This window comes from Dyadobacter soli (assembly GCF_900101885.1).
Taxonomy (GTDB): domain Bacteria; phylum Bacteroidota; class Bacteroidia; order Cytophagales; family Spirosomataceae; genus Dyadobacter; species Dyadobacter soli.
In genome coordinates this window covers 142,080-160,021 of record NZ_FNAN01000017.1, presented here as the reverse complement: position 1 = coordinate 160,021, position 17,942 = coordinate 142,080, and the positions used below count along the sequence as shown (strand labels likewise).

Here is a 17,942-nt window from a genome sequence, read left to right as displayed (position 1 = left end):
ACAATAAGGAATCACCAGGCAATACGCCTTCGTTGAAAGCACATAAGCACAAAAAAGGAGATTAGCTGCTTGCAACATTCACAAATGCAACTTTCACTGGGCTAGGTTCATACCTAGCCTTTTTTTGCGCTAACAGCAGTCTCAAAAGCAAGTCAGCTTTACACACCAGCCTTCATTTAGCATGCACGGTAATGATCTCTTTCATCCGAGTGCTATATCGGGGAGAGAGCTTGTCCTGCTTCATTTTCCAGCGTGTATTCAAATCCTGACTTGCCAGAAGCACCTTATTCTGCCCCATGGACTTATTTAGCTTATCCATGACCGCCATCAAATGCCCGTGGCGGGGATCAGAGTTTTCAAAAATCTGCTGCTGCTTAGCGTTTGCCGGGGTCAGCTCCATTACAATTACGCCCGCTTTTTTATACCCATAACCTTCCTTGAATATTTTATTCAGTGCGTCAACTGCGAAACGAGCAAGTTCGAGGGCAGAATTGGTCGGGAATGGAAGGTCGATTGTTATCGACTTATTATACTGCGGCTGATCCGGCCGAAAGGTGTTTGTGTGAACAAACAGTTGCAGGACGTTGCAGCAGCTATCCTGCTCGCGAAGGCGCTCACTACACACCGACGCGAACGTGATCACACGTTCCTTTACATCTTCAAACGTCGTAAAATTCTGATTAAATGACCGCGTAACTGCGATGTTCTTTTTCAATTGAGGCGGTTCCAGATCCAGCGTTTTTTGGCCAGCCAGTTCTTGTTGCAGTCTCAGCCCGACGATGCTCATATTTTTCTTTACCCATTCCTCAGGCAGCAACGTAAAATCCAAAACTGTTTCAACGCCAACGGCTTTCAGACGTTTTTCGTGCTGCCTGCCGATTCCCCAAACATCTCCAATCCGAAAAAATGCTATTGCTTTCAATAGCTTGTCCTGCGTATCAATCACATGAACACCACCGGTTTTATCGGCAAACTTCTTGGCGATCTTGTTCGCCAATTTTGCGAGTGCTTTCGTTGGTGCCATGCCCACACTGATGGGGATGCCCGTGCTTTGTGTCACCGTCTTCCGCATGTCTTCACCTAGTTTCCTAAGATCAACATGCGTGTTTCCGTCGAAGCGGAGAAATGCTTCATCAATGCTGTACACTTCCATGAACGGTGTGTATCGCCCAAGGAGCGTCATCACCCGATTACTCATATCTCCGTACAGAGCGTAGTTACTACTGAAAACATGAATCTGCTGTTCTTTGAACTTCTTTTCAAAGAGGAATGCCGGAGCCCCCATTGTGATGCCTAGGGCTTTGGCTTCATTCGACCTGGCAATAACGCACCCGTCATTGTTACTGAGCACAACAACGGGCTTGCCATTCAATTCGGGCCGGAACATCCGCTCGCAGCTTGCATAAAAGTTATTACAATCAACGAGAGCGAACATTCAGAAGAATTTGATGACGTTTGTAACTATTCCCCAAACCAGAAACTCTGTGTCTTGACCGACCCAAATCGGTGTATATTGCTCGTTTTCAGCAACCAGCCAGCACCCGCCCTCATCGTAGCGTACCCGTTTCACCAGAAATTCACCATTCAAAAAACAGACGGCAATGCAATTGTCTCTGCACGGGAGGCTTTTGTCTATTACCAGAATGTCGCCGTCGTCAATGTGCACGTCACACATGCTTGTGCCCTTGACCCGCCCGTAGAATGTACTCGCCGGATTTTTCACAATCTCTTTCTGCAAATCGATTTCAAGGTCGATGAAGTCTGCGGCCGGAGAGGGAAAGCCTGCACTAATTGCCGGAATCAGGGCTGTCAGCCAGCTTACACCGTTGATCTGTCGATAAATTGTTAGTGACTGTGCGCCGGTAATCTCCTCCATCTCTTTACACTTTTTACAAAGGTGGCACGGGGAAATTAACAAATCAAGCCTTGATATGGAAATATTCCATTATTGTGGATTTAATCCATTTGTATTATATTTGTTGATCTTTACGGTATAAGGATCAGCTAATTAATGTTTCAGACTTAAAAATTGAGGTTATGTGCTATCACGTGTCGAATGAAAGTGATGTTGAAACTTTGAAAGCAGAATTCAAACTTCCTGTTGACAAGCTCGAACAATTCAAAAAGAGATACGACTTCAACGGCTTTGAAAAGCCGTTTCTGCCAGTAATGACCAGTCCACGGTCGCTTGATTTGTTCAGGTGGCGACTTGTACCTACAAATGTCACGGACGAAAAAGCATTCAGGTTTAACACGTTGAATGCGACCAACCACGATTTGTTCAACCGCGACAAGATGTGGTGGAAGTATGCGAAGCACAATCGGTGCCTGGTGTTGTGTACGGGATTTTTCGAGCCGCACTATCCAGATTTGAACAATAAGAAGAGCTATGAGTCTTGGTACATCAAGCCAGCAGAGAAGAAGTTTTTTGCGATGGGCGCGATTTACTCGACGTGGAAAGGAATGAACACGTTTGCTATTGTCACGCAGGATGCGAGCCCGATGCTTGGTGCGATACACAATGATGGTAAGCGGCAGCCGCTAATACTGAAAGGTGACGCAGCACTGTCCTGGATGATTCCTGGCCTGACTGAAAATGAGATTATGGATTTGACTTATTTCCAGTATCCAGATGATAAACTTTCGGCTTACCGGGTAATTGATGGGGTTTACAGTAATCAGATAGATACGAACCTGCCTCAGGTGCTTGATCCGTATGGGCTGCCGCTGAGGAAGGCAGCTTAGTTCAAAGAATGTGATACGATCCTCTATCTGAGCCGGTAGTATTATATGTTCGGGCTCTTCTTTTGAGTCTGAATCAACCCAACTTGATATGTTAGACGAAGTTCCAGCCAATAAATTGGGGTATGTGCAGGCGTATACAGAAACAATGGATCCGTTAGAGCCTACATTTTTCTTACAAGCGTTGATCAACTGTTTAAGCCCAAGCGAGAGCTGCTCAATGTTGGACACTGACTTTCGTGACAATAAATTCCGAGAATTTCTGCTGAAAAAGATTGTTTCTGATACAAAGGAAAATTTCGAACGTTGTCACGAGAACCTAATTAATTTGCTTATCTCGAAGGCTAACCAGCCAGACTTTAAAAAGAGAGACAGCTGTGCATATGTTTTAAACACTCTTTATGGTACATCTCCGCAACAAATTAAAGAGCAAATTATTGTAAGTTTTCTTTCATCCAACCTAACGGTCATTAGGAATAGAGCATACAAAATATTGCTTGAAGATTGGAACGATGAATTTGCAGACACTATTTTCAATCTATGGACTTGCCACCAAGAGTATTATTGCCAAGAGCTAATTATTAAAAAATTTTCTGTGGATTATCTGATGAGTATTTATGACGAAATAAGTAATAATCTGCCACTTAACTCGCTTTCGAAGCTGGTAATAAAGCTGGCTCCGTATAATAACAATTATGTGTTTTCAGTAAAGGAAATTGATGAAATTACATATTTGTATATCTGTGCATCGTTAAAAATAGCTGTCGGTGAAGAAGAGGCTTGTAGAATCGTGGACAATAATTACTCCGATGAGAGATTAGGATTGATGCTGTGGAGTTTAGGAAAGCTGAAATCTTGGAAGACTATTAAATATTTTATCGAGGTTTACCGAGATCGCATATCGTTCGATCATTTTGGGAATATTTCTGTCAGGTCTCAGTTATAGCGGTGGACTCTATTCAGACATGTTATACTCAATCAGCAGTACAAATTCAGCTATAACTCTTTTGAATCCGCTATAATAACCATCTCTGCAATCAATCGCAGTAAATATATTTCAGTCGTGAGGTCTTTATCGTCGCGAAACGGAGTGTACTTGATTTTCTCAGTTTCCTTACTATGAACGATAGCATTTCGAGTGAGATAAATGCGCTTCGACAGATTCTTGAATATTTCATTCAAATTTTCAGATTCAAAATTGACTCTATTCCCTTTTGAAAACGGGACTTCATTCCTCTTGAAATAGTCTATTAAGGTAGCCGATATCTCGTTTAGCTGATCTGATAACGAAGATATATCTGTTATAAAATTTTTGAGAGTAAGCTCTAAGGCTTCTAGTTCGTTAAGTGAGAATTCATCATTTTTATATTTTAAGCGGGTTTGGATAATGGATACCAATGAATTTATATCCTTGGTTCGCTTGTAAGAAAAACTCGGTTTTGTTAATTCTGTTTTAACACTATTTATTATATCATCAGTGTATATTTTTTCGAAAAAATGTTCGAGAACATGATAAAAAGAAAGAAATTGATGATCAAGGCTCTCGCTTGAAATGCCCTTTTGATAGTGCAAAATAAGTTCGTTGGTATAAACTCTTTTTGGTGCCTCAACCTCACTAATCTTACTTCTTCGAAGTCGGCCAATTCTGTAAGATTGAGTGAATTCTTCCATAAATCGCAAAGGCAGAATAGTGTAGTCTAGATTGTAGCCTAAGTTAAATAGTAGCGAATAAACAAGCTGCTCGAATTCAGACTGTTTTTTGGGCGAATCAGATTTGATTTGAATTGTGTCAAATTGAGGCAAGATTTCCTTCATTAGGTCTAAAATATTCTCGCTAAATATTGATAGCTGCCCACTTGAACTGTAAATTCTTCGCAATTTGTGGGCCATCATCGTGCGTCTCAATATTCTTGGCGTATTCTGTTTATCCAAATAATATAGAAAATGAACTAGATAGGGTGTGGTTGGTTTGCTTATACGATATTCAATTTTGTTAACGGTATCTACTTGATGAATATCAGAAGGTCCAACGTATCTGTTTTCAAGCCGTACAAGGACTTCGTAAGTCGTTGGGCCCATAAGCTCTATTCCTTGCAAAGAAACCAACGGCTCAGCCTCAGTTAAAATGGCCCTTAGATCGTTTTTGTCTAAAATTGCTGTTTTATCAGAAATTGTTTGAAATGTCACTTGGTCCTCAGTCTCTTCAAGTACTGGAAAATTAAATAGCGTTGTAATCGCATTAATGATGTCACTTACTTCCATTGTTCGTAAATGTAGAGAGTTGTATTTTTATTGAATGTTTACTAGCAAAAATTTCACCATATTTTATTTCAAAGGTGCTATTGCAATATGTTTAATGTAGAAAAGCATATTAAAATATGAGACTAAATGAATTTAGCGATCACTTATAGTTCGTGTTTTTCCCAGACTGGTAATCCGCTCCCGACAAACCCGCTCTGTCAAATCCCTCAACAACGCCACCCGACTCCCTAGATACTCCAACTCGCGTGATTTCTTGACCTGCTTGGCCGAATTCTTGTCTTTCGTGACAATCATAATGTCAAAATCGCTCACATACTCGTACTTCTCCTGATAATCCTCAACCCAGTCGCCCCTTGCATAGCTACCGAAGAGAATGATCATTTCTGCAGGGACTTTATCGAGGACAATTGCGGTAAACGCCTTTAATTGGTCTTGCTTGTTTTGTGGTAAGTGAGCGAGGGATGTTTTCATTCGTGTGTGGGGGTTTTTGAAATTTTGGTAAGATACGAAATTTCAAAAACCCACTGGTGGCTAGCCTTAATGTTCAATCGCCATCATCCGCACTTTCCCATTTTCGAAGGTATAAATATGAAATAGCAGCGTATCGCTCAAAATCTGACCTTCCAGATTTTTAATGATTTGCCGTACCTGAATAGCGATCCGACCATCAGACTTTTCCTCAAATGCAATCGGCTCGACCGCCGGATCAATTTGTTGCCATTGCCTGAGCCAGTAAACCCGCACTTCCTCGTGCCCGGACACGTAGCCGCCTTCCCAGCCATTGGGCCAGCTTACATATTTATGCATATGCGCCAGTACGGCATCGATCCGGCGCGCATTAAAACCCTGGTTGAGTTGGCGAAGCAGGGTTTGATAGTCCATGATATTGTTTGGTTTTAAACCCCAAAACTACGTCCCGAATGCCTTCACCAATCCCGCTCTAAATTGAGATTTAATCGCAATTACCGACTACACATTCGACGGTTTCGGCTACACTTCCGCCCGTTCCTTTCCGGAATTTTGTATCGTAACATTCAACTTACGATATGACAAATGGAATTGAGAATAAAGTAGTGGTCATTACCGGCGCGAGCAGTGGTATTGGCGAAGCCACGGCGGAACTGCTGGCAGGACAAGGAGCGAAAGTCGTGCTCGGTGCCCGACGGGCGGATCTCTTAGCTGGTTTAACAGAACGCATTCAGAAAGCTGGCGGCCAGGCGGTTTACCTGCAAATGGATGTGACTAAACGAACCGACGTCGCTTCGCTGATCCAATTGGCCTTGAACGAATTTGGCCGATTAGATGTGATCATCAATAATGCAGGCATCAGCCAGCTGCAACTATTAGAGGATGTGGATGTGGAAGGTTGGGAGCAGATGATCGACGTGAACCTGAAAGGCACGCTTTATGGCATTGCCGCCGCATTGCCCGTTTTCAAATCGCAGGGTTCCGGGCATATTATCAACATCATTTCAACGGCTGGCATTAGTATTGTGCCCACGATGGGAGTTTATGCGGCAACCAAAAATGCGGTCCGGACAGTCAGCGAAGCGTTGCGCCAAGAGTCAAAAGGCCGCTGGCGGGTGACAGGGATTTCGCCCGGGTTCGTGGATACGCCCTTCGCGGGCAAAATCAGGAATGAGTCCATCCGGGATGTTCTGACGCAGCGGGCGAGCGAAATCGCTATTCCCGCCACGGCGATTGCGGAAGCAGTCGCCTACGCGATCGCCCAGCCGGATCAGGTTGATATTGGCGACATAGTGATCCGCCCGGCTGTTCAGGATTAAGTTTTTTGGATATTATTTTTTTAAGACGATAATCAGCTATGCAGGGGCAACCAGTGGTTTTTGATACAATCTCAGCTTTGATGGAGCGGGTTGGCTTGCCGTCGCCCCTGCATCCGCTGATCACTTTGGTGAATTATGATGAAAACAAGCCCAGTCTCGCCGATGCCGGGAGCCAGTATCTGCTGCATTTCTATAAGATAGCATTTAAGTTACGGTTCAATGGCAAGGCCAAATATGGGCCGGGATCTTATGATTTTCGCGATGGCGGGCTTGCTTTCGTAGGGCCCAATCAGATTGTTCAGCTATCCGATGACTTGGAGGAGCACGAGGGTTATGCATTGTACTTTCACCCGGATCTGTTTTACAAACATCCGCTTGCATCGCGTATTCACCGGTACGGCTTTTTCTCCTATTCGGTGTCAGAAGCTTTGTTCCTCTCCGAAAAAGAGAAGAATGTGATTAAGTCTGTGTTTGAATCGATAGCGACTGAGTTAGAAACTCAAACCGACCATTTCAGCCTGAATGTCCTGGTTTCGCAGATCGAGCTGCTGCTTCATCATTGCGATCGGTTTTATAACCGGCAGTTCCTGACGCGGAACGTCACCCATCACGACCTGATTGACCAGATGAACGCGTTTTTAAATGAACGTCTGAACAACGAATACGCGCTGGTTAGCGGTCTGCCTACCGCGCAGGAATTAGCAGAGCAATTAAAAGTTTCTCCGCGTTATTTGTCTGACATGCTGAAATCCCTCACCGGCCAGACCACCCAGCAGCACATCCATTTGAAAATGGTCGAGAAAGCAAAGGAAATGTTAGGCAGCGACCGACTCACCACGGCAGATGTGGCCTATGCACTGGGATTTGAGCATCCGCAGTCTTTCAACAAACTGTTCAAACAGAAAACCGGCATGTCGCCTGCTGTTTTTCGTAAGTTGCTGAATTCGAACTAGAAATTGGTCGCTTAGAAGATTGCAGAATGAAAGGAATCAAAAAACAAGACCTGCCGGAAAAAACTTGCGTGGTATGCGGGAGACCATTTACCTGGCGGAAGAAGTGGGAGAAAGTTTGGGGCGAGGTGAAATATTGTAGTGACAGGTGCCGTCGTGGGAAATAAAGCGTAGCTATGGCTTTTGAAATGGTGCAATACAGTACGCACCCGATAATTATTTTATGTTGTAAAAAGGGTATGACATAGGGCTGTCACAACGCCATCTGACTTTTGTGAAAACAAAAACAAACAATGTTATCACAAACGAAAATGGAAAAGAACACAACAGATCCGTGGGAATGGGGCAAGTATTCGAACTCGGTACAGGCAGTCGAAATCAAACAACCGGCAGGGACGCTTTATTGCTCCGGGCAGGTTGCAATGGACGCCAACGGCCAGCCTGTTGCGGGAGAAATGAACACGCAGCTGGAACTCACAATCAGCAACTTAGAACAGCTGATCACGGAAGCGGGATATGAGCCAAGCGGGATTGTTCGGCTGAATGTCTACACGACTTCGACTCAAGAATTCTTCTCGACTTGCGTGCAGACTTACCAAAGCTGGATCGCGAAACATGGTATCAAGCAAGCTACAACCTTACTGGAAGTAAAAGGTTTGTTTGGAGGCTTTACCATTGAACTGGAAGCTACGGTAGTAAAGTAGGTTACATGGAAAACAGTTGCAAAAGAGCCCGGTTTCGGGCTCTTTTGCATAATTCAATCTCTCAAACGCATGATCGATTCAGAAGCCACGCGGCTGTCCCGGCTCGTCGCCTTGCTTACATTGCTGCAAACGAAACGAACCCTGACCGCAACAGAATTGGCACAACGGTTTGCAGTCAGCACCCGCACGATTTACAGGGATATCAGGACATTGGAAAGCGCAGGAATACCGATCGTTACGCAGGAAGGAAAGGGATATACCATGTTAGAAGGATATCGCCTACCACCTGTGATGTTCACCCGGGAAGAAGCCATCGCATTGCTGACAGCTGAAAAACTGGCGGCCAGGCTTACAGATGCAGCCACGGCTAGGCTCAGCTCGGCAGCGATGGACAAGCTCCGCGCCGCACTCCGGCATGCTGACCGCGACCATCTGGAATCGATCGCCCCTTACATCCAGGTCATGGAACCGCCCAGCGCATCCGAACGTCCCAACACGTATCAACAGCTGGTTGCCGCGGTAACATCGCATCGGGTTGTAAATATGGGTTACCAGGCGGCTGAATCAGGAGAAGCCACCCTTCGCGAAATTGAGCCCATCGGTCTTTATTTGAGCGATCATTGGCACGTGATTGCCTATTGCCGACTTCGGCAAGCATTCCGGAATTTCCGGCTCGACAGGATCAGCAGCCTTTCGGTATCTGGCGAAACATTCCCGCCACGCCCGGAAACATTACAGCAGTATTGGGCGGAAGAAGCCAAAAGAATAGATCATGAAAAAGTGGTAATCCATTTCGACCCGTCGAAGGTGCCGCCTGCGCAGGGACAACACCTGCATGATACCAAACACAAATATGGCTGGATGCACGAGCAAACCCGATCCGACGGAAAACTTGAAATGCTGTTTTTGGTGGGCTCACTGAGTTACATGGCCACCTGGTTGTTGCCTTTTGCGGGATCTGTTAAAGTGATAGAGCCTGTCTCGCTGCTCGGACATTTGTCCACGCTCGCAAAACAGGCTTATGAGGCCTTTGATTTAGATTGAATTCAAATTTTGAGGCTTTCCATTGCGATAGTGTTGTAGTAGCGCATCGGAAATACAGAAATCAATGTTCGATATACCTTTGTTAAAACTAAACCTTAAGATCAAGCCAGCTCCCGGATGCTGGACCGTAACCGTGACCTGCCGTTTGGTAATGTCTAAATTCCACTTCCACCCCAGCATTCCGGAGGGTGTGTTGACCGCGCTCCATTGCCACGAACCACGCGCTGGAGCATGATATTCTCGACGGCATGCCATTCGCAATGATGATTTATTTTGTACGTGGACAAACAATCACGCGTGCAATAACTTAATTGAAAGTAAAAAAAGGGCTGGCACTCCTTCTGCCACAGGTAAGTGGATATACCCGGTATGATATTTTGACACAATTTGGCCTTTTTAAAAGTTATTCTTGTGGTTGAGTAATGGCTGAGAGCCATGAGCTCCCTGTCTGACTTCTGCATCATGGAAAATCGACACAGCCCAAATTCTAAAGATTATACCGCTTTGCAGCTCGATACTTTTTCTGACGGCGATAAATATGCCGCCCTGCTCGCACACATGCAGCAGGGCTTCTGCATAATTGAAGTAATTTTCGATGGTCCCACAGTGTGGATGAAGCAATTATAATTTTCCATCCATTCGTCGGACAAAATGCGAACTTGCTCTAATGATTCAAATAAATAGGCATCTAAGAGATCATAATCGAAATTGATAACTTTACACCACGTTCCGGATGCATCATGCTACTGGCAATAGAGAGATCCCTGAAATGCGACTGGGGCCGATCATTGTATTTGTGTTATCAATCAAAATATATCATTTAATGTCGGGTAAATATGATGCCTACTTGGTGTGCCTGAATGGGCATGGAGTAAACGATTCCTACTACAGCAGTCCTGCATTCAACCAAAAGTACTGTGACCGTTGTGGAGCAGAAACGACGAAATCCTGCCCTAACTGCCAAAAAGATATAGAAGGTGACTATAAGGGAAATGTGGTATTCCTGGGTGGCGGCCCAACGTCCGTTCCGGATATCTGTAAGCATTGCGGAAAGGATTTCCCCTGGCGCTCGAAAAAGAAAGAACTGAGACAAAACATTCAGAAAGCAGATAAGGATGACCTGTTCCTCTTGGATAGCATCATCGAGAAATTCCATCTGGTCGCCAAACAATTACGGCAGCGTTATGACGATAGGGCTACGCTGGACATCGCCGATGAATACGATACACAGGATTTGCTGCACGCCTTGCTCAGGATCTACTTCGAAGACATCCGCACCGAGGAATGGAACCCCAGTTATGCTGGCTCTTCGACACGTTCGGACTTTCTATTGAAAGACCAAAAAATAGTCATCGAGGTAAAAAAGACGCGAGCCAGCCTGAAAGCAAAGCAACTAGGTGAGCAGCTGATCATTGACATTGCAAAATACAAGACCCATCCCGACTGTAAGGTATTGTATTGCTTCGTTTACGACCCCGAAGGATACATCAGTAACCCCAGGGGTATTGAAAATGACCTCAACAACACGACAGATGGCCTCAAAGTAACCGTTCGCATTATACCAAAGGGGCATTGATGCGAGATGGCCGGTCACTGCTGTTGCTGTACAAACGGATAGTAGGCGTGCTGCCCTAACTGTGCGGAAAACAGCGCTTTTCCAGGATGGCTACCACGGTGATCTCGAGCCTCGCCGGATCATGACCCGCTGTTTTTCGTTGGAATGGTCGCTTCGTCCACTGACCTATTGGTCTGTCGTACGAGTTGTTTCAGTGTCCACCTGTGAGCATGGCTGCGCGACGGTGGCAACGGTCTGGAACGGCTGTATGGACTGCATAGCCTCAATCACATCAGGCATCAAGTCTTTCAGGAACGGCTCAAGATCATTTACTATAGTCTTATCCACGCTCGTTTGGATCCGTTTGACAGCCTTTCCTGCCCGAATCCAGGTGCAGATGCCCACGCTACAGGCAATACTTTTAATATCTTCCTCCAATTCCCTTAATGAATCTTCAAAAATCTTCGGCTTGAGCGTATCGAGCACCACGCTCAGACTGTGTTGTATTTCTGCACGCTCTTGCGGGGATTGTACGGGGATTTGGTCTGCAAGGCCTGAAAAGGTTTTGAAAAGTTGGTCAATGTTCGACCTGCGGCTCAGGTAGTAGGCCTGAATGGGATCAATTGCCGAAAGTGCCAGGACGGATTGTTGGTAGTCTTTGGAGATTTCTTCAATTTCTTGGGATATACGCGTTGCTAGAATCGATTTGAGCGCACGCGTGTACTTAACTTCGGCTTGCTCCATGACCGCTTCGTCGGCAGATTGTCTAGAGATGACACTCATCGCCCTTCGGACAAGGTGATCTAACCTGGGACCAGGCTTGTTTCTGTCCAGGGAATAATAGGTTTCTAAAAGGTGGAATAGGACTGTTTTGAGTGTTTTTTTATTTTCCAACCGCGCCCGGTATGCCATGCCGATTTGGGTCAGGACAAAGCCCAGCACGATACCGATGACAGTGCCCACTACAGGGTATTTAGACAATAGTGCAATCATGTTGTGACGTTAGCGAGGGTTTGACCTAGGGATTGGTTTGCCGTTAATTCAACGTTCCAAATTTAATTTTTTATGTTAGGATCTTTTATGCTCTTCCTGTAAGCTGCGCAACAATAGTTTCTTTTAGTTTTAGTCTTCCTTACGTTCGGACATTAAATGCTGCGGAAGCCAAAGTTGTTGCCGGCCGTTGAAAATTTTAACTTGCATATTTAATCCCTGATCTTGTCTTCTCTTGCCGGTGGACCGGCCTTAGGCGCCAGCGAGTTTGTCACAAGGGGCTTTCCTACCGACGTTGCAATTTATCATCAACGCTGCGTCCCACATGCATTCGGTTATAAGATGGGACAATTCGAGTAAGCCAAAAACATTATCATTGGGATCCATATTATAATTCCTCATGAGCACTAAACTAAAGGTACTACCCGTAAATTGTGGCGATTCGCTGCTACTAACTCATAAAAGCAATGACAAGAAAGTCCGGAATATTGTTATTGATGGCGGATATATCAAGGCCTTTAAAACCTTGAAAAAGCAAATCAAATCAATCCAACAAAGGAAGCAATTAATTGACCTTTGGGTGCTCACCCATTTGGATGCTGACCATATTAACGGGGCTTTGCAATATTTGCGAAAAATTGATGCTAGTGAAAAGCCTAAAATAATCGGCAGGTTTTGGTTCAATTTCTTCGACGCCTTTACGATCAGCGATGACTCACCTTTTTTGAGTTTCGGAAAGGGCTTTGACCTAAGCAAACTTTTGCGAAAACTGAGCATCCGCGGCCGTATGGATATCACCAATGAGCTCGGGCCTATTAGTATCGGAGATGCCACGATTACCATATTATCCCCTGACAAGAAAACCTTCAGGAGCCTTCAGAAAGCATGGAAAGATGAATTCAAAATCTATTATGGGGGCGAGCCGTCAACTTTGCTGGCAGACCCTTCATTGAAGGACGCCAGGCAAATAGAGGACTTGGCCAAAAAAACGGACGCCAAAGAGGGCAGTTCCAAAAGTGGTTTGGTAAATCGCAGCAGCATCGCGTTCATGTATGAAGAACGGGGCAAAAGAATATTGATGCTTGGTGACGCTTATCCATCCGTAATCCTTGATGCGCTTAGGAAAGACTATTCAAAAAAGAAGCCGCTAAAAGTCAAGTACATGAAACTTTCACACCACGGTAGCCGAAAAAATTACCACACTGAGTTGCTGGATATCATCAGTTGCCGGCGGTTCATTATTTCGGCTGACGGAGAGAACCAGCACGGGCTGCCGGATAAAGAAGTCCTTGCCAAAATCCTCAACCATCCAAACCGGGATAGGAGTAAAAGAATTACCTTTTACTTCAATCATGACGATGACCGGTTTCATCACCTCTTCGACGCTGACAAGGACGCCGAAAGACGATATAATTTCACATGCAAGTTCCCGAAACTGAAGAAAGTGCTTAAGGTCAAATTGTAAACATGAAATATAACGAGGTACTGAAAGAAGTTACAGTAAGGGTTACAGCACGTGACGAAAATTCTGGCTCCGGCATCATCTACAAACCGGACGGCTCTGATTTGCTATACATATTTACAGCAAAGCACTGTCTTTGTGGCGAAGATTTTGATATTGAACCGAAACGGAAACATATCAAAATTGATAAGATCAAGGTGGCTGAAAAAGGGAGTTCCTACAAACTCCGTAAAGCGGACCGGATCGTAACCGATGATCAATCTGATATTGCAGCCCTTGTCGTTTCTGGAGAGCACTTTCCAGGGTTTTCTCAAATTCCATCCATCGAACTGGCCTCACTGGATCAGGATGGCTCCGAATTATGGTTTAAAGGCTATCCCTCACTTACCAGAGGAGAACGCCAAAAGACCGGTACGGCAACCCTGCGTACCATGGATGCCGACGAGGTTAATTTTGAGGCGGAGCCAGGAGGGGAGTTTCTTAAATACTACGCCAAGAACAAGGTCCCACACCTGAGCAGAGGTTTTTCCGGAAGTGGTATCTGTGGCCGTGTTGGCCAAGTGCCCTATCTGCAGGGCATCGTCAGTGAATTCGACAAATCAATTGGTTTTAAATGTGTTGCCCTTGGCAACTTTCTTAAAGCCAAACTGCCTGATCTTGCGCTCATGGACATCTCCATAGAACTCCATTTGTCCAATTCAACATTGAAGGAGAATCTGCGGAAAGTGCTGGACCAGTTGAAGCCGCGATATCAAGAACTAAATTTCAATGTACCCATACAAGAATATTTTCATCAATTTGAGGCAGCGGCGGAATACCGACAAGAGGTCATTGAAAGGGTCTCCGAATTCAGTGATGGTTTGGAAGGGTTCTTCGAAACCAGGTTCAGGCGCACAAAGGAAATATTTGAAAAATTTGGTAGTATGGACTACACTAATAGTAAACAAGAGTCCAAAACTTTTGAGGCAGCATATGAGGAACTTGTCCATCTGCTCCCTGCCATTCCCCCTGTATTTATATTTCTCCAAGACGATTTTGACAATACCGAAGAGTGGCGTATCGCCCGTGACTTGGTTAATGAATCCTTCCGTCTTCTAAATGACTTTTTTGAAGCGTTAAGAACAAAGGTAAACGAGTATGCCAGCTCAAAACGCGTCAAAACCCAAGAAATGAATGCTATGAGAGAGTTCATTACCTCTTTTGACGATCTATTGACTGATATAGCGGACTTTCAGCAATTTTGGGTCGATCAACGATTTGTCGGTAAAAAATATATGCTGGTCAGAGGGAAAGCAGGTAACGGCAAGTCCCAGCTACTTGGCTTTGCGGCCAATGAACGAATGGCCAACCAAAGCCCGTCGATATTGGTGCTCGGACAAAGCCTGAATGGCGAGCAAGGTATTTGGGATCAAATTAGAACGCATTGTTGCCCACAAATCCCGTCTGAAAAAGCATTTTTAGACATATTGGATCGTAAAGCGCAACTATCCGGAAAGCCATTTATCGTTTTTATTGATGCGATAAACGAAGGCAGGGGCATTCGGCTTTGGAACCAGGGTTTTTATGAATTTACAGAAACCTTAGAGCAATACAAACATATCAGGGTTGTGCTCAGTTTTCGTAATTCCTATGAAAATGCCTTATTTAAGAACGTCGGTTACGATGAGTCTGCGGTCATTGAACATCATGGTTTCAAAGGTATGGAAAAGGAAGCGGTCAAATTTTTCTTCAAAGAGGCTAATTTACCCGTCCCAGTGCTGCCATACTATAGCGAGCAGTTTGGTAACCCTTTATTTCTCAATCTATTTACAAGGTTGTACAGGAAGAGGCGCAATAGGGCTGAACTGCATAGTTGGGTTGGAACGCTCACTGTTTACAGGCATTTTTTTGACCATATCAACGACCAGCTTGGTGCTGAAAGCCGGTATGGGTACGATGCCGACAAACTGGACATGGTGGGTCTGTCCATCAGAAAGTTCGTAAAAAAGCAGTTAAAGCGCCGCCTCCTTTATCTCCGCTATGACACAGCTTTTAAGCTGGTGGAAAAAGCGGTTGGCCCTTTCATTGCGAAGAAGGGGTTCTTGGCGGCACTCATAAGTGAGGGCCTTTTTTACGAGAACCGGTACATTATTGACCAAACCAGCGACGAGTTGGGTGTAGATTTCGCCTATCAGAAATTGGGCGAGTACATTAAAGTTGATTTTTTGATTAGATCTTTGTCCTGGGAGGATCTTCAATCGGAAGTCGGGAAGGATAAGGTGCTCCATTTCCTGGCCGACGATCCCGAATTTTCAGAATCGAATGCTGGTTTAACCGAGGCTTTGACCATAATGATTCCCCATCGCTTTGGGAAAGAGATTTTTGAGCTCTCGGACGACCTTATCGAAAATGATTTTGTTGTCAGGGCTTTTGTGTCCGCACTGAGGGACCGGTCTTCATCCACGATTACGTCAAATACCCAGCGATACCTGGACCAGGTATTGAGCAGCGATAGGCACCTTGATTTTGATTTGTGGACAGAACTGCTGAACCTGAGTTTTCAGCCGGCAAATGCCCTGAACACAGAATATATCCATACTTACCTAATGGGCCAATCGCTCGCCCAGCGTGATGCTGGCTGGACAATTTTTATCCAGGACAGCTATCAGGAGGGCTACGAATATTCTGCTGTGGCAGCCATGATTAAATGGGCGCTAAGCTATAAGGAAAACGGTATCACCGATCAAAATGCTATTAAAGACCTCGGAAAGACGATTTTTTGGTTCTTTGGCAGCACCGACCTTCAACTTCGAGACCATGCCACCAAGGCTGCTGTTTTCCTGTTTACGGAAAATATAGCGGCTCTTAAATTGGCAATGATCGATTTCGAAAGCGTCAACGACCCTTATATCGCTCAACGGATCTACGCTGTGGCCTTTGGGGCTGCTGTCCGTAATAACCGGGCATCTGCAATCGGCGACTTGGTACAATATGTCCATCGGACCATTTTCCTGCAACCGGAAGTGAAGCAGGATGCCCTGCTTCGCGACTATGCCCGTTTGCTCGTTGAATTCGGATTACATCTTTCCCTGGACATAGAAAGACCAGAAAAAGCCAGGCCTCCTTACAATAGCCCAGCCCTTCCTGCGGCCCCGACAGATCAGGACATTGAGGGGTATCCGGAACGTCTCGGTTACAACGGGGAAAATGGGTATGGCGGGATTCATCAGATACTTAGTTCAATGGTTACCGAGCATAGCTCGCGGGGCCATATGTATGGCGATTTCGGGCGTTATACCTTTGGTTATGCCGTAAAGCACTGGAAGCGATACAAGGACAGCTCCTTAAGTAACCTTGCTATCCAGATCATTGTAGACGATCTTGGCTACAACCGTCAATTAAGCGACCTGGATAAACGCGGCCGTTATACCGGAAGAAGCCGTCCAAAAGTGGAAAGGATAGGAAAAAAATACCAGTGGATAGCCTTTCATCGCATCTTGGCTCAACTTGCGGATCATAGTGACTATTACGATGGCCCGAGTCACTATTCCAAGAAAGGTAAATTCTCCGGCGCGTGGGAACCTAATATCAGGGATATTGATCCGACGACAGCTCTCTGGACTGAACGCGAAAAGCCTGATAGCCAGTGGTGGTCAAAATACAACTACGAATTACCGGAACAACCCATTGACGAGTGGTTGAAAGACGAAAATGATTTACCAAACCTTCAGTCTCTGATCGATGTGGTCGATGATAATGGAGACAGCTGGGTCAAATTGGAAGGATACCAAAGCTGGAAAACCAGTGGTCGCGAATTGTGGTACCAGATGCGTAGCTATATTGTTCGCAAAGCAAACAAAAAGATGATCATTCAATGGCTGCGGAAACAAAACCTTATGGGACGTTGGATGCCCGAGTCCCAGTCAAACACCGAGTTATACTTACGGGAGTATTTTTGGTCACCGGCTTTGAAAGACTTTGAGGACTCATATCATGGTGGTGAACTTTGGCGGGATCTGACAGGACGCCTAGGCGGCAAGAGCCGTGGAAAAGTAGCAGTTGCAGCCCTTCGATATCATTGGGAACGGGGCGCGGAAAACCAAGGACAGGAATCCTTCAGCTTGTTGTTACCCAACCAACTTTTGTATGATGTACTGAACCTAAAACAAAGCGAACAAGATGGCTGTTTCCAGGACGTTGCTGGGAAGATCATTGCATTTGACCCGTCAGCGCTCTACGATACGCCATCTTGCTTGCTCATTCGGAAACGGGAATTAATCGACGCTTTGGAAAAGGCAGGACTGGCTATATTTTGGACTGGCCTTGGGGAGAAGCTGAACGTAGGTGAATATAACAGCGAAGAACCGGAATTATTCAAGCGAATGGAGATTTCTGATATATTGTCTTTGGACAACACTGAATTTGTCGGCTCGACTAAGATTGTCGTAGCGTGAGTGCCTTAACCAT

17 protein-coding genes are annotated in these 17,942 nt (G+C 45.2%); 11 read left to right on the top strand and 6 right to left on the bottom strand.

The annotated features are described in order from the left end of the window. Positions 1 to 172: 172 nt before the first annotated feature. Together BLQ88_RS26030 and BLQ88_RS26025 are read right to left on the bottom strand one after the other, a co-directional pair. Positions 173 to 1,435, bottom strand: coding sequence for a Y-family DNA polymerase (locus tag BLQ88_RS26030; RefSeq protein WP_090155933.1), 1,263 nt, complete (start codon positions 1,433 to 1,435; stop codon positions 173 to 175). Further along, positions 1,436 to 1,876, bottom strand: coding sequence for a LexA family protein (locus BLQ88_RS26025; protein WP_090155932.1), 441 nt, complete (start codon positions 1,874 to 1,876; stop codon positions 1,436 to 1,438). It lies immediately after the preceding gene. Between the two features lie 161 nt (positions 1,877 to 2,037). Here BLQ88_RS26025 and BLQ88_RS26020 point away from each other — a divergent pair, with 161 nt between their 5' ends. Both BLQ88_RS26020 and BLQ88_RS26015 read left to right on the top strand, forming a co-directional pair. Beyond that, positions 2,038 to 2,745, top strand: coding sequence for an SOS response-associated peptidase (locus tag BLQ88_RS26020; protein WP_090155931.1), 708 nt, complete (start codon positions 2,038 to 2,040; stop codon positions 2,743 to 2,745). An 88-nt stretch (positions 2,746 to 2,833) separates the two neighbouring features. Then, positions 2,834 to 3,688 (top strand): hypothetical protein, encoded by an 855-nt coding sequence (locus BLQ88_RS26015; RefSeq protein ID WP_090155930.1) that lies wholly within the window; start codon positions 2,834 to 2,836, stop codon positions 3,686 to 3,688. A gap of 50 nt (positions 3,689 to 3,738) precedes the next feature. Here BLQ88_RS26015 and BLQ88_RS26010 read toward each other — a convergent pair whose 3' ends face one another. The 3 genes from BLQ88_RS26010 to BLQ88_RS26000 all read right to left on the bottom strand — a co-directional run bounded on the left by BLQ88_RS26010 (position 3,739) and on the right by BLQ88_RS26000 (position 5,886). After that, on the bottom strand, positions 3,739 to 5,004 hold the full coding sequence (locus tag BLQ88_RS26010; RefSeq protein ID WP_090155929.1) for a hypothetical protein: 1,266 nt from the start codon (positions 5,002 to 5,004) through the stop codon (positions 3,739 to 3,741). 132 nt (positions 5,005 to 5,136) lie between these two features. Further along, positions 5,137 to 5,475 (bottom strand): nucleotidyltransferase domain-containing protein, encoded by a 339-nt coding sequence (locus BLQ88_RS26005; protein WP_229212867.1) that lies wholly within the window; start codon positions 5,473 to 5,475, stop codon positions 5,137 to 5,139. A gap of 66 nt (positions 5,476 to 5,541) precedes the next feature. Further along, positions 5,542 to 5,886, bottom strand: coding sequence for a ketosteroid isomerase (locus BLQ88_RS26000; RefSeq protein WP_090155928.1), 345 nt, complete (start codon positions 5,884 to 5,886; stop codon positions 5,542 to 5,544). A gap of 164 nt (positions 5,887 to 6,050) precedes the next feature. On the opposite strand from BLQ88_RS26000, the gene BLQ88_RS25995 reads away from it, so the two are divergent. The 7 genes from BLQ88_RS25995 (at position 6,051) to BLQ88_RS36835 (ending at position 11,065) form a co-directional block, all read left to right on the top strand. Further along, positions 6,051 to 6,791, top strand: coding sequence for an SDR family oxidoreductase (locus BLQ88_RS25995; RefSeq protein WP_090155927.1), 741 nt, complete (start codon positions 6,051 to 6,053; stop codon positions 6,789 to 6,791). Positions 6,792 to 6,871: 80 nt separating this feature from the next. Continuing rightward, positions 6,872 to 7,744 (top strand): helix-turn-helix domain-containing protein, encoded by an 873-nt coding sequence (locus BLQ88_RS25990; protein ID WP_090155926.1) that lies wholly within the window; start codon positions 6,872 to 6,874, stop codon positions 7,742 to 7,744. A gap of 26 nt (positions 7,745 to 7,770) precedes the next feature. Continuing rightward, positions 7,771 to 7,908 (top strand): DUF2256 domain-containing protein, encoded by a 138-nt coding sequence (locus BLQ88_RS25985; protein WP_090155925.1) that lies wholly within the window; start codon positions 7,771 to 7,773, stop codon positions 7,906 to 7,908. Positions 7,909 to 8,052: 144 nt separating this feature from the next. Beyond that, on the top strand, positions 8,053 to 8,445 hold the full coding sequence (locus tag BLQ88_RS25980) for a RidA family protein (RefSeq protein ID WP_090156007.1): 393 nt from the start codon (positions 8,053 to 8,055) through the stop codon (positions 8,443 to 8,445). A 69-nt stretch (positions 8,446 to 8,514) separates the two neighbouring features. Further along, positions 8,515 to 9,489 (top strand): helix-turn-helix transcriptional regulator, encoded by a 975-nt coding sequence (locus BLQ88_RS25975; protein ID WP_090155924.1) that lies wholly within the window; start codon positions 8,515 to 8,517, stop codon positions 9,487 to 9,489. Positions 9,490 to 9,924: 435 nt separating this feature from the next. Continuing rightward, positions 9,925 to 10,116 (top strand): hypothetical protein, encoded by a 192-nt coding sequence (locus BLQ88_RS36840; protein ID WP_090155923.1) that lies wholly within the window; start codon positions 9,925 to 9,927, stop codon positions 10,114 to 10,116. Positions 10,117 to 10,312: 196 nt separating this feature from the next. Continuing rightward, entirely contained in the window at positions 10,313 to 11,065 is a 753-nt protein-coding gene (locus BLQ88_RS36835; protein WP_176885113.1) for a DUF2321 domain-containing protein, read from the top strand. A 165-nt stretch (positions 11,066 to 11,230) separates the two neighbouring features. On the opposite strand, the gene BLQ88_RS25960 is transcribed toward BLQ88_RS36835, so the two are convergent. Further along, entirely contained in the window at positions 11,231 to 12,037 is an 807-nt protein-coding gene (locus BLQ88_RS25960; RefSeq protein ID WP_143016934.1) for a hypothetical protein, read from the bottom strand. Positions 12,038 to 12,434: 397 nt separating this feature from the next. Between BLQ88_RS25960 and BLQ88_RS25955 the strand changes: the two genes are divergently transcribed. Beyond that, positions 12,435 to 13,499 (top strand): ComEC/Rec2 family competence protein, encoded by a 1,065-nt coding sequence (locus BLQ88_RS25955; protein WP_090155921.1) that lies wholly within the window; start codon positions 12,435 to 12,437, stop codon positions 13,497 to 13,499. A 2-nt stretch (positions 13,500 to 13,501) separates the two neighbouring features. After that, a complete protein-coding gene (locus tag BLQ88_RS25950; RefSeq protein WP_090155920.1) occupies positions 13,502 to 17,929 on the top strand; it encodes a serine protease in 4,428 nt (1,475 codons plus the stop codon). The last annotated feature ends 13 nt before the right edge of the window (positions 17,930 to 17,942 follow it).